This is a genomic window from Legionella massiliensis, assembly GCF_000756815.1.
Lineage (GTDB): Bacteria > Pseudomonadota > Gammaproteobacteria > Legionellales > Legionellaceae > Tatlockia > Tatlockia massiliensis.
Window position 1 is genome coordinate 853,098 of record NZ_CCVW01000001.1, and the last position, 11,858, is coordinate 864,955.

The following is an 11,858-nucleotide window of genomic DNA, read 5'->3' on the forward strand; positions in this document are numbered from 1 at the left end:
ACGGTAATTGCCTATGATTTTAATTTAACTGATGAGGATTAATGAAAATTGAGGAATGCAGGATTTTTTGGAATGGGTCTTGCGAAAATGGAATGACCAGCTTTTATGAATCCGTTCGGCCTGAGCAGCTCAGCCCGAACGGAATGTGTCTAGAACTAAAACGCCCAACAAAAGCACCCTCCAAAGGAAAATGAATCCATCCAATGATGTGAATGAGACTGACAAGACTCATGATGTTGATGATGCGAGGTCATAGGCATCGAAGTGATCACCTTATCACCACCATAAGTACCATAATATTTGATAGGTGACCAAGATGGGCTTACAGGGGGTAATTGCGGGTTATAGGAGGAAAACTCATCACTGGCATGTACAGGTTTACCTCCAACAACGGTCATTAGGGAATAAATCGATTTAATTTCCTCGTCGGGAACTTGGAAAAAGTCCTTCGATAAAACAGCAAAGTCAGCAAGCTGATTTGGTAGGAAAGAGCCTTTATTTGCTTCTTCCTTAGAAAACCATGCGCTGCCTTTTGTATATAATTCAAGCGCTTTTTCACGAGAAAGGATATTGTCATCCTGATATAAAGTAGCCCCACCAACAGACTTGCCTGTAGTCAACCAATATAGACAAAGCCAGGGATTATAGCTGGAAACTCGTGTTGCATCGGTGCCTAGACCTACGGGAATGCCGGCCTCCAGAATTTTTCTAATAGGTGGCGTATATTGCGTTTTTTTATCGCCATAACGCGCAATAAAATACTCGCCCTGAAAGGCCATGCGATTCTGTATAGCGATGCCGCCACCAAGCTGTTTTACTCGCTCAATCGACTGGTCAGAAATTGTTTCCGCATGATCAAAGAACCACTGGAGTTTATCGATGGGCACTTCATTGTGAACCTGCTCAAACACATTGAGCGCTCGCTCGATGGACTCGTTATAGGTTGCATGTAATCGAAACGGCCATTTACTCTCTGCTAACAGCTGCACAACAGGCTTTAACTCTGTTTCCATCGAGGCAGCTAAATCAGGCCTTGGTTGCTGGAAGTCTTCAAAATCAGCTGCGGAAAACACTAGCATTTCCCCGGCACCATTGAGGCGATAATAGTCATTGCCTTGTTGATAATGGGTTGTTTGGGTCCAGTGCTCAAAATCCTTTAATTCTTTTCCTGGATTTTGGGTAAATAAATTATAAGCAATACGGACTGACAATTTATTTTCCTTATCTAAGTTGTTGATGATTTCATAGTCCTCAGGATAATTTTGAAAACCACCACCAGCGTCAACCACCGAGGTTATGCCCAGGCGATTCAGCTCTCGCATAAAATGCAGAGTAGAATTAATCTGATCGCTTTTATCCAGCTTGGGACCTTGGGCTAGAGCAGAATAAAGAATAATGGCATTGGGATGGGCAATGAGCATGCCGGTTGGATTTCCTGCCTTATCGCGCTCAATGAAGGTACCCGGCAATTCTTTGGTATTTTTATCATAGCCAATCGCTCTTAGAGCGGCTTGATTTAATAAAGCCCTATCATAAAGATGAAGCAGGAATACCGGTGTATCCGGTGAGACTGCATTGATCTCAGCTAAGGTTGGCATTCGCCGTTCTTTGAATTGAAATTCTGTCCAACCACCCACCACACGAACCCATTGTGGTGCGGGGGTGCGTGCGGCCTGTTCCTTGAGCATCAGTAGGGCGTCACTCAAGCTGTGAATGCCATCCCAACGTAACTCCATATTGAAGCTTAATCCACCACGGATAAGATGAATGTGGGAATCATTCAGACCAGGGATTACCACCTTTTTATGCAGGTCAATTAATCGAGTTGCTTCTGTTTTTAATTGAAAAATTTCCTTATCCAGGCCAAAAGCAACAAATCGTTGATTGTTAATTGCGGCAGCAGTTACTGTTTTGCCGTTAATTCCTGGCCCCTTAAAGAGCCCGTTAAAGTAGATTGCGTCCATTTAAGTTGTCCTTGAATAGCATTATTTGATGAGTTTCCCATGCCATTTTGCCCTTGATGGCTGTCCATGCACCAAGGTATAAGCATAGTCAACGCCCATGCCATAGGCACCACTATGCTCTCTAACAAGATCCATTGTGGCGTTATAAGTCTCTTTGTGAGCCCAATCACGTTGCCACTCAAGTAATAGCTGTTGCCAGGTCATCGGTATAACACCAGCCTGAACCATACGAGCCATAGACCATTTATGTGCGTCTTTGCTTGTTCCGCCACAGGCGTCTTCTACGACATATAATTCATAGCTATCTTGCATGGCTGAAAAGGCGCACATATTAATGCACACTTCTGTCCATAAGCCGCCAAGGATTAGCTTTTTTTTCTTGGTCTCTGCTACATGTTTCCTCACTGTTTCAGAGTCCCAGGAATTCATGCTGGTTCGCTCAATCACATTATGATCGGGATAAACATCCAGTAATTCCGGCCAGTAAAGACCGCTAAAACTTTTAGTTTCTACGGAGGTTAAAATGGTAGGAACCTTAAATATTTTTGCTGCTTTTGCCAGAGCTACCGCATTGTTTTTTAACGTTTGCCTATCGATGTTAACGACTCCAAAGGCCATTTGTGGCTGATAATCAATAAGCAACAATACTGAGTTACTTGGTGTTAATAGCTCTATTTTCTTATCCATGATGATTCCTTGTTCATGAGTTTATTAAAAAATTCCTACCACTTAAATGTAGTTAGCTTATCGCCATTAGGGCAAGTCAAAAAATAAAAGTTCAGAGTCGCTCTCAGAAATACTTTCTAACCTTTGCTCCTCGGCGATTGCTAATCCATCCCCTGCAACTAGCTTCACGCCATTGACGGTCGCTGTGCCTTGGGCAACTTGCAGCCAGTATTTGAGTTGAGGATTAAGCACTATGCGCGTTTTATTTCCTGCATCAAATTTACCAACAAAGAGGCGCGCATCCTGTTTAATCTCTAGCGAGCCTTCTTCGCCATCAGGGGAAACAACCACACGAAATTGGTTGTGCAAGTCTTCCGGCGTGAATGTTCGTTGTTGATAGCGAGGTTTTTGGTCATAGACCTTAGGGATTATCCAAATCTGCAGGAAGTGAACCTCTTCTTCATTGGACGCATTATATTCACTGTGAGTAACCCCTGAGCCTGCGCTCATTAGCTGAACATCGCCTGGTTTAATAATTGATCCGCTACCCATACTATCCTTATGCGCCAATTGGCCTTTTAATACATAAGATATAATTTCCATATTACTATGGGGGTGCGTACCAAATCCTGCTCCTGGAATGACCTTATCCTCATTGATAACCCGCAAGACGCCATAACCCATCTGTCTAGGATCATAATAATGGCCAAATGAAAAACTATGCTTGCTGTTTAACCAGCCAGCCATGGTTGGTCCGCGTTCATTTCTGTCTCTTCTGGTTAACATGGTTTTCTCCTTGCTGCTTTAGGTTTTTTATAACCTAATTACACTATAGATTATTTCCATGGTAATGATAATATTCGTTTATTGAACAACTTAATTCTAAAAAGTAGAACAATGGATAAGTTAGCGAATATAGAGGCCTTTGTAACCGTTGGCAAAACAGGCAGCTTTGCAGCAGCAGCAAAAAAACTGAATCTTGCCAATTCAGTGGTGAGTAAACGAATAAAAGATCTAGAGCAGTTCTTAGGTGCTCAACTGCTTATCCGTACAACGCGAAAGGTTGCATTAACAGAAACAGGCCGTAGCTATTTTGATTATGTGCAAAAGTTTTTAGATGATTTAGATGAGGTTGAAAATAGTCTCCGTTATAAAACAGATAAACCAATTGGCACCATCAAATTAGCCGCCCCCCTTAGTTTTGGTATGCATTTTTTAGGCGCGGCAATAGCGTCTTATCTAGCTAAACACCCAGAGGTGACAATTAAAACCTATTTGTCTGATCGCTATGTGGATTTGATGGAAGAGGGCTATGATTTAGCCATCCGCTCAGGTTCTTTAAACGATTCCACTCTGATAGCTAAGAAACTACTCTCCTGCCGCAGAGTGGTCTGTGCTAGTCCGCAATATTTTGCAAAACATGGCAAACCTAATTCACCGGAAGCATTAAAGGAACATATTTGTTTGAGCTATTTGAACTTAGCTGAGGGTAAGTCTTGGCCTTTTATGATTGATAAGCGGAAAGTCTGGCAGCCAGTTTCTGGGAATTTTTTTTCTGATAATGGTGATCTCTTGCATCAGGCTGCACTAAGCGGCTGTGGTATCACGCTGTTGCCTACCTTTATCGTTGGCAAGTCGATTGACGCGGGATTGTTGGAAATTGTTCTGGAAGAGTTTGAAGAAGACGATTTTTCTGTTTATGCCGTCTATCAATATACAAGGCATTTACCAGTTAAAATCAGAACGCTGATAACTCATCTTGCTGAGTATTATGATTTTGCACCGCTATCTTGAGCGACCTAGCCGTTGGGAAGGGCGGATGAGGGTTTTTAAATCTGGTTCACCCTTAACGCCATTTGTTTTAATCAAGATAATATAACTATACTTAGGCGTTTGATTTAATTATGCAAGGAATAGCAAAATGAAAAACATTGGAATTAGTACTTGCCTCCTCTATTTAGTTCTGCATTGGTCAACGGCTACAGCTGCCGCACAAAGTAATCTAACTATTGAATGGTCAACCGGTGCTGCCGCTACCACCGCTACTGCACAAAATAATAGTTTTGCTGTAGGCCCACAATATGACACAACCCATGTCTATGTTGCCCCTGAAGACTTTGACTCCTTTGTTAGTAGTTTTATCGCTACCTTTGGCGGTAAGGCCTCAAAACAAGGTGTTTTTCAGGTAACGCCCACCCCAAGTCAAACCATGTCTCAGTTGGCATTAACGCCAGCCGGAACAATTTCCGTGTTTGGTTTTAAAACCCCAATCCCCTATCCTTTTGGCCTCGAGCGTACAGGTTATCTGGTGAGCGATTTTGATCAGGCAATTGCTGCTGCTCGTAGCGCAGGTGCTGATGTCATTGTGGCTCCTTTTCCTGATCCCATCGGCCGCGATGCTATTATTCAATGGCCAGGTGGGGTAAATATGCAAATTTATTGGCATACTACAGCGCCTTCCTATGAGCCCTTGACGACTATTCCAGAAAATCGTGTCTATGTTTCCCCTGATCGCGTCGAGCCTTTTCTAAATAGTTTTCTCAATTTTTCAAAAGGAAAAGTGGTTGAGGATGAAAAACAGGCTCCTGGTGCCGAAGTAGGTCAAACTGAAACTACTTACAGGCGTATTGCCATAGAATCAGGCTATGGAAAAATGCTGGTTCTTGTAACTAATGGCCATTTAATCTGGCCTTATGGACGTGAGTTAACAGGCTATGAGGTTGGCAATTTACAAGACACTTTGGCTAAGGCTAAAACCGCTGGCGCGGAGATTCTTGTTCAGCCTTATTCTTCAGGAAAACGAATCTCGGCGATGATTAGATTTCCTGGAGGCTATATTGCCGAAGTCCATCAGTTTGCAAAATAATAGTGAATATTCTTGCCGTTATTTGTTGCCTGCTATTCGGTTATTCCTTAGCTATAGCAGGCACGGAATCAGCAATACCTAAACGCCCAGACATTATGTTTAATCGCTGGCAAGAGGATTGGTCAGTATTAGCTGATCCTCGAGTTCCTCGTCAGCCTTTTGATAATTTAAAATATATTCCTTTATCAAAATCAGACCCCAAAACCTACCTTTCATTCGGTGCTAATGTCCGTGAGCGTTTTGAAAGCAATGATGCCGTCAATTTTGGTGTTGGGAAGAGTGTGCCGCAGTCTTATTTGCTGAGTCGCACAGAAGTGCATGCCGATTTGCGCATTGCTGATTTAATCCAGACTTTTGTGCAGTTGCAAAGTGATTTTGCTCCCTGGAAAACGATCATTCTCCCAGTAGATCAAAACCGATTAGATTTGGAGCAAGCCTTCATAGCGGCTGTTGAACCTATTAATGGTGGTGTTTTCAAGCTTCGTATGGGACGTCAGCAATTTGCCTTTGACTTACAACGTTTCGTTTCTGTGAGAGACGGTCCCAACGTACGTCAATCCTACGATGCAGTTTGGGGCGACTATGAAAAGGGAGACTGGCGTGTTATTTCATTCTATAGCCAGCCTGTGCTGACGCTGAATTATCGTGCCTTTGATGATTACAGTTCGAGTAATTATACCTTTAGTGGGTTTCGCGTTGAGCGAAAGGTTCAGGGGTTGGGGAAAATCAATTCCTATATTGCTTACTATACACATGATAATGTTCATTATATTTCCGTATCGGGAAATGAAAGACGAGCCATTATCGATGCGCGTCTTGTGGGGGAAGGGGCTGCATTTGATTGGGATTTTGAGTTTATGGGGCAAAAAGGAGTAATTGCCAATAAAAAAATCCTAGCCTGGGCAATTGGATCGCGTTCAGGATACACACTCAAGAATCTAGTCTGGCAGCCACGGATAGGCATGCAGGTGGATTTAGCCTCTGGTAACCACAAGCGACGAGTTAACACCCTTGGTACTTTTAACCCACTTTTTCCTAACGGCTATTATGTGACTTTGGCTGGTTATACCGGTTACTCAAATTTCATTCACATTAAACCTTCATTGACCCTAAAACCTAAATCAAACTTTAGTACCATGATAGCTGCAGCGGCACTGTGGCGAGAAACCACTAGCGACGCAATTTACACCCAACCACTTACTCCAGTACCCGGCACAGCAGGTGAGGGAGGCCAATATACGGGAAGCTATTTCCAGCTTCGTTTTGATTGGCTCATGTCTTACCATTTTGCCAGCGCGCTTGAGTTCGTGCACTTTGAAGTTGCCGAAGCAATTCGCGCAGTTGGTGGGCGAAATTCAGATTATATTGGCGTAGAACTGAAATTTGGCTGGTGATTACCCCCTCGTCCCTACATTCCGTCATCCAGAGCGCAACGAAGGATCTCCTGCATGTGGTACTGTGCTAATCCCAGATATCCTTCGCTGCGCTCTGGATGACGGAATTTATTACGGTGATTAAAGCCATCCTTGGCGAGTGGGATGAAGAGTTTTAAAGCTTGGGGGCTTCATTATTTGATGCAGGGGCGAGAGGAACATCTGATGTAGGTTCGGGTTCAACAGGTTGAGAGTGACTAAAAAAACCAGAAGACGCTTTAGCTATAGAAGGCCGAATACTTTCAGGAACTACTGCATCCAAGGGCTCGCTTCCGAGTATTTCCCCAACGCCAGCTACCGTTGCGAAGATGGCGCCAGTAAGTCCCATTCTTAGGGGTAACTGCTTGACTGCATTTTTGACGAAGGTCTTTCCCATTTCTTTAGGATTCTGTACAACTAACTCTCCCACTTCCTTTAACAGGGTAAAGGAGTTTTTAGCCCTTAACTCACCCTGCTCGTTCACTGTGGTCTGTGTGAGTGTATAGTCTTTGAAGAGTGTAAATGGATAGGAGAAGAAGGCAGCTGTCATACCACTAAGAGCCCCTGCTGTAAAATGCCGGGTGTTTTTCTCATCAATGGGTAAGTTTTTTGCAATCTTGTCTTCAACCACACATAAGGCGGAAAAATTTACGACCCCAGATAGATAACGTGGCATAAATCCTCCTAGCATTAATTGGCGAGAATTGTTTAGAGTCTTCCACTGAAAATCTTTGGGTAGAAAGCCAGGCATTTTTTTATAGTGGGAAAGCGACTCTGGAATTTGGGTAACAATAATGTCGCCAAAGGCAGCAGCCATAACATAGCCTGTTTTACTGAACTTAGGGATACCTGTTTTTTCTTGTACCTCAATTGCCTCTTCTATTTCTGGCGTCAATTCCATGGGCTTATGTTTTTTGGTGCCTGTAACATAGAGTGTTCTAACTGAAGAGCCAGTTAAGGAGGCTAAGGTTCCAGCATAAACGGCTCGGAAAAGACCAAAGGTTCCACCTGAGTAACTCGGTAAAAAGTTCCCGTCTTTGGTTAAATTAACTAAAACGGTTTTTACTGGGCTCTGAATAGCGACGACCGCGCCCGAGGTAACGGCGGCGACGGTGGTAAAATTAAGACCATTCCATACCAATGAATTTAATTTAAAAGGGTTGGGTGTTGTTTGGCTTTCCGTTGCAGTTGTTGTAGTTTCCCCAGTACTACTAGAATGATTTTGTTCATTTTTTGATTGCATTATAGTAACTCCTCGAGTGATTTGGAGCTACTATAAAGTACCTATGTTAAGAAAATATTAAATGTGACCCTTTTTTGGCTTCTTTGCTTTTTATATACAAAAAATTTACAATTTTAGCTAACTCGGTTAAAATGCGAACATTTCGTAACACTAAAAAATCAGGGAGATTTTATGTTCCGTGTTTTAAGTTCATCTCTAGGTAGAGCTGCTCGAGAAGTAGCTATAGAAACAACGAGAACCGTTGTAGCTACAGGAATAGGGATAGCAACCTATCAAGCTGGATCTTCAACATATAATTTTTTTAATAAACTAACAGCAGAAAGTGCTCCTAAAAAAGACACAGCAGCAGCTGAGCTTTTTCGAGATCGTCTTACTCCATCAATATAAGGACAGGCCATGTGCCAATGGTTAATGGCCAGGCTGTATGACAAGATCATGCAAGATGCAGAGGAAAAAGGCTTAAGAAGCTGGCGTCAGCAATGACTACAAAATTTATCAGGCGATGTACTGGAATTGGGCTGTGGTACTGGCGCTAATCTTGCGTTTTATCCTAATACCGTCAAGCATATTGTCTTAACTGAACCCAGTATTCACATGCGGAAAATACTGCAGGCGAAATTAGCAGATAACCCCCAAGACAATATTGAACTATTCAATGACAAGGCAGAATCCTTATCATTAGCGGATGCTAGCGTTGATGCTGTTGTATGTACCTTAGTGCTCTGCTCCGTTAAGCATTTAGAAAAGACCTTGTCAGAAATTTATCGCGTACTTCGACCGCAGGGTAAGCTTATTTTTATTGAGCATGTCGCAGCGACAAATAATGTTGAGCGCTATAAGTGGCAATGCCGATTAGAATTTTTATGGAAGTGTATCGCGGCAGGTTGTCATGTTACGCGGCGTACAGAAGAGGCTATGACTCAGGCAGGATTTAAAATCGTGGAGATTGAACGCCAAAGTATGCGTGGTGTTCCAAAGATTGTTCGTCCTAGTATCCGTGGGATCGCGGTGAAATAATCTTTTTCATTCCGAATCCCCGCGGCTTGACCCATAGGTATCTACACAAGTGACTGTAATAGACGCACGTCATCCAGAGCGTAGCGAAGGATCTCCGGGATTAGCACGGTGCCACATTCAGGAGATCCTTCGCTACGCTTTGGATGAGGTAATGTTGAGACAAGGAGGGACATTTGTGTAGATACCTATGGGCTTGAGCGCGAGAATTCGAGTTTTTCTGGGATTACAGAATTTTGTCCCGTACAAAGCCGCCACACCGCTCTTCTTTTACCAATCTCGGCTTAGGTGAGCAGTATATTTTCTTGAAAGTATTTGGCTTAATGCTTTATGACACAATTAATTTACGAGCTTTAGTCAATCTTACCTTGAATTTTGGAGGCGTCATAAAAAAGACTAGTAGTAATAGATGCCGTATTGAGATACAAAATATCTATGCCTTTATCTGTGTTCCTGAAGAAGCATTAGCCAGGGCTTGTAATACAGCAACTGTAGTTATGCATGGAGGTGGGCATCGTAGTACTCGCAGTCAAAATAATGACCGGGAAAATGCACCTGACTACCTCATTGAGCAGTTTAAAGATGCGTTTACCCGTGCAGGCTTCACGCAGGTGAATTTGGGGTTGAATGGACCGGCGACTCTTAAGCTTGGTAGCCAAATGAGGTGATAATGACAATAGGTCTTAGCCAATGGGCTTGCAGCGTTCTTTCTTCGCGCGGCTTAATACTAAAAAGCAGGCAGCCGGAGGTGGTGCAAGATACACCTTGGTCTTACGTCCTTCGCTTTGCAACAACTGAGGGCTATGTTTATTTGAAACATACGCCAAAGCTGCTTGCATTGGAGGCTGGAATTACCCAGATCTTGCATGATCAATTTCATGCCTCTGTTCCAGAAATTATCGCAGACAATCCTGAGTTAAATTGCTTTTTAATGAAAGATGCGGGCAGCCCCTTGCGAGGGCTTCTAAAAAAGCAGTTCGATGCGTCTCTGCTTAGCAAGGCTATTGAGCAATTTAGCGCAATACAATTAGCTGTTGCAGAACAGGTCGATATTTTTCTTGCTCTTGGTGTGCCCGATTGGCGCTTAGATCTCTTACCTAAATTATTCGAGCTCTTGCTTTCAGAAAAAACGGTTTTAGAGGCTGATGGCCTAACAGCAATAGAACATAGTCAGTTAGAAGCTCTGCAGCCAATGGTCGCTGATTTATGTAAAAAATTGTCTGCTTATCCTTTTAAGCAAACCATCGTCCAGTGTGATTTTCATGACAACAACATTCTTATCAACGAAGACTCACAACAACTCACCTTTATTGATCTAGGCGAAATAGTGATTTCTCATCCCTTTTTCTCATTGATAGGTTGTCTGCGGCAGGCACAATTCCATCATGTACTGACGGAAGAAAGTGATGCCTATCTGCTGCTAGTGGATGCCTGTGCTAAACCCTTCCCATCTAAACAACAGTTCAGTGAGGCTTTCGCTATCGCAAAACGTCTGTGGTTTATCTATGAGTCCTTGGCGCAAAATCGCTTAAGGCTTGCCTGTGATCAACAACGATTTAAGTCCTTTCAAAGGCATGGAAAACTCAGCGGTCAATTGAGAGCATTTATAACGCTTGCATTATCGTAGACCCCGCGGTCGACGCCCATAGGTCTCTGCATAAGTGTCTGTAATAGGTCATGTCCCTCCTGGTCTCAACACTACGTCATCCTGAGCGCAGCGAAGGATCTCCTGAATGTGGCACTGTGCTAATCCCGGAGATCCTTCGCTGCGCTCAGGATGACGTGGCGTTGGAGTGACAGGGCGTTCAATTACAGACACTTGTGTAGAGACCTATGGGCTTGACCGCGGGATCTATATCTCTATTCCGTTACAAAGATTCGTTTAGCTTATAGACAGCGAGTGTGTAGACTCTGTAACTAGATCTTGCTTTGCAGCATTTGCTAGGCTTCTGTTGATGTTTTGCAATCGATCTACCGCTGTTATATGCCCGTTTTGTAAGGCATTTAGATATAGGCTAACAGCTGTGTCAAATGCTACCGTGCTTATTAGCAATTTCTGTGATGAGGTAGGAGTTCCAACTATTTTTCCTTCTCTGTTCATCTTCGCTTGCATATTTATCTCCTTCGTTTTTAGGTCTCAACAAAAAGCAAAATTCTACCACAATAGATAAATTTTTTACATCAAAGAGTATTGATTAATCTCGTTTTGTTCTAAAAATAGTTAAAGTGGTTAATGTTTTGTTAATAAAACTCTGGCTATAATATTTCATACCACAACATTTTTTAAGAGGTGAAGTATGCCAGGCATTAAAATTCATGATGATAACTCTCCTTTGCAGGGGGCTGTATTGTTTTTAAATGCTACTGTGAAGGCTTATCTTGAGAAGAATGAAAATAGGAATGACGCAAAATTCTTACACCTAAGGCAAATGATGGCGCAAGACTTGTATTTGACCGATATTAGGCTTCCAACAGAAAAAGAAACATATCATCAAGTTGATTTAGTCGGTTTTAAGAAAAATGGTGATCCGGTTTGTTTTACCTTTAGAGCAACAGAAAATCTTGCTATTCACCAGTCTAAAGAAACAACACTTGGGCAAATGTCAGAACCCAGTCAGGAAATGGCTAGAGATATTCAAAAACATCTTGGTTTTGACGTCGGAAATCGCCAAGAAAATACCTTATAAATTAGC

General features: G+C 42.7%; 12 protein-coding genes and 1 pseudogene. 8 read left to right on the top strand and 5 right to left on the bottom strand.

Annotated elements, in window-relative coordinates; genetic code table 11:
• Positions 1–155 precede the first annotated feature (155 nt).
• The 3 genes from BN1094_RS03660 to BN1094_RS03670 all read right to left on the bottom strand — a co-directional run bounded on the left by BN1094_RS03660 (position 156) and on the right by BN1094_RS03670 (position 3,416).
• Entirely contained in the window at positions 156–1,964 is a 1,809-nt protein-coding gene (locus tag BN1094_RS03660; RefSeq protein ID WP_043873009.1) for an amidohydrolase, read from the bottom strand.
• A 21-nt stretch (positions 1,965–1,985) separates the two neighbouring features.
• Positions 1,986–2,651 (bottom strand): hydrolase, encoded by a 666-nt coding sequence (locus tag BN1094_RS03665; RefSeq protein WP_043873010.1) that lies wholly within the window; start codon positions 2,649–2,651, stop codon positions 1,986–1,988.
• Between the two features lie 66 nt (positions 2,652–2,717).
• The gene (locus BN1094_RS03670) at positions 2,718–3,416 is read right to left on the bottom strand and encodes a pirin family protein (protein ID WP_043873011.1); all 699 of its coding nucleotides are present in this window, start codon (positions 3,414–3,416) and stop codon (positions 2,718–2,720) included.
• A 111-nt stretch (positions 3,417–3,527) separates the two neighbouring features.
• On the opposite strand from BN1094_RS03670, the gene BN1094_RS03675 reads away from it, so the two are divergent.
• From BN1094_RS03675 to BN1094_RS03685, 3 genes are all read left to right on the top strand, one after another.
• Positions 3,528–4,424, top strand: coding sequence for a LysR family transcriptional regulator (locus BN1094_RS03675; RefSeq protein ID WP_043873012.1), 897 nt, complete (start codon positions 3,528–3,530; stop codon positions 4,422–4,424).
• 127 nt (positions 4,425–4,551) lie between these two features.
• Positions 4,552–5,496 (top strand): glyoxalase, encoded by a 945-nt coding sequence (locus BN1094_RS03680; RefSeq protein ID WP_176695253.1) that lies wholly within the window; start codon positions 4,552–4,554, stop codon positions 5,494–5,496.
• Positions 5,497–5,498: 2 nt separating this feature from the next.
• Entirely contained in the window at positions 5,499–6,890 is a 1,392-nt protein-coding gene (locus tag BN1094_RS03685) for an alginate export family protein (protein ID WP_245614159.1), read from the top strand.
• A 154-nt stretch (positions 6,891–7,044) separates the two neighbouring features.
• Here the strand turns inward: BN1094_RS03685 and BN1094_RS03690 are convergent, their stop codons facing one another.
• Positions 7,045–8,151 (bottom strand): hypothetical protein, encoded by a 1,107-nt coding sequence (locus tag BN1094_RS03690; protein ID WP_052403116.1) that lies wholly within the window; start codon positions 8,149–8,151, stop codon positions 7,045–7,047.
• Between the two features lie 171 nt (positions 8,152–8,322).
• Here BN1094_RS03690 and BN1094_RS03695 point away from each other — a divergent pair, with 171 nt between their 5' ends.
• From BN1094_RS03695 to BN1094_RS03710, 4 genes and pseudogenes are all read left to right on the top strand, one after another.
• A complete protein-coding gene (locus BN1094_RS03695) occupies positions 8,323–8,538 on the top strand; it encodes a hypothetical protein (protein WP_043873013.1) in 216 nt (71 codons plus the stop codon).
• A gap of 114 nt (positions 8,539–8,652) precedes the next feature.
• Positions 8,653–9,168 (top strand): annotated as a pseudogene (locus tag BN1094_RS03700) (class I SAM-dependent methyltransferase); the annotation flags it as partial.
• A 233-nt stretch (positions 9,169–9,401) separates the two neighbouring features.
• Complete coding sequence (locus BN1094_RS03705) at positions 9,402–9,833, top strand: hypothetical protein (RefSeq protein ID WP_043873014.1); 432 nt, start codon at positions 9,402–9,404, stop codon at positions 9,831–9,833.
• 2 nt (positions 9,834–9,835) lie between these two features.
• Positions 9,836–10,792, top strand: a complete 957-nt coding sequence (locus BN1094_RS03710) for a phosphotransferase (protein ID WP_043873015.1) — start codon at positions 9,836–9,838, stop codon at positions 10,790–10,792.
• A gap of 255 nt (positions 10,793–11,047) precedes the next feature.
• Here the strand turns inward: BN1094_RS03710 and BN1094_RS03715 are convergent, their stop codons facing one another.
• Positions 11,048–11,278, bottom strand: a complete 231-nt coding sequence (locus tag BN1094_RS03715; RefSeq protein ID WP_043873016.1) for a hypothetical protein — start codon at positions 11,276–11,278, stop codon at positions 11,048–11,050.
• 184 nt (positions 11,279–11,462) lie between these two features.
• Here BN1094_RS03715 and BN1094_RS03720 point away from each other — a divergent pair, with 184 nt between their 5' ends.
• A complete protein-coding gene (locus BN1094_RS03720) occupies positions 11,463–11,852 on the top strand; it encodes a hypothetical protein (RefSeq protein ID WP_043873017.1) in 390 nt (129 codons plus the stop codon).
• Positions 11,853–11,858: the final 6 nt, after the last annotated feature.

Excerpts from the sequence above, each read along its gene's own strand:
- BN1094_RS03675 (WP_043873012.1), top strand. The coding sequence starts at position 3,528 with ATGGATAAGTTAGCGAATATAGAGGCCTTTGTAACCGTTGGCAAAACA.
- BN1094_RS03665 (WP_043873010.1), bottom strand. The coding sequence starts at position 2,651 with ATGGATAAGAAAATAGAGCTATTAACACCAAGTAACTCAGTATTGTTG.
- BN1094_RS03690 (WP_052403116.1), bottom strand. The coding sequence starts at position 8,151 with ATGCAATCAAAAAATGAACAAAATCATTCTAGTAGTACTGGGGAAACT.
- BN1094_RS03695 (WP_043873013.1), top strand. The coding sequence starts at position 8,323 with ATGTTCCGTGTTTTAAGTTCATCTCTAGGTAGAGCTGCTCGAGAAGTA.
- BN1094_RS03720 (WP_043873017.1), top strand. The coding sequence starts at position 11,463 with ATGCCAGGCATTAAAATTCATGATGATAACTCTCCTTTGCAGGGGGCT.
- BN1094_RS03680 (WP_176695253.1), top strand. The coding sequence starts at position 4,552 with ATGAAAAACATTGGAATTAGTACTTGCCTCCTCTATTTAGTTCTGCAT.
- BN1094_RS03660 (WP_043873009.1), bottom strand. The coding sequence starts at position 1,964 with ATGGACGCAATCTACTTTAACGGGCTCTTTAAGGGGCCAGGAATTAAC.
- BN1094_RS03710 (WP_043873015.1), top strand. The coding sequence starts at position 9,836 with ATGACAATAGGTCTTAGCCAATGGGCTTGCAGCGTTCTTTCTTCGCGC.
- BN1094_RS03670 (WP_043873011.1), bottom strand. The coding sequence starts at position 3,416 with ATGTTAACCAGAAGAGACAGAAATGAACGCGGACCAACCATGGCTGGC.
- BN1094_RS03715 (WP_043873016.1), bottom strand. The coding sequence starts at position 11,278 with ATGCAAGCGAAGATGAACAGAGAAGGAAAAATAGTTGGAACTCCTACC.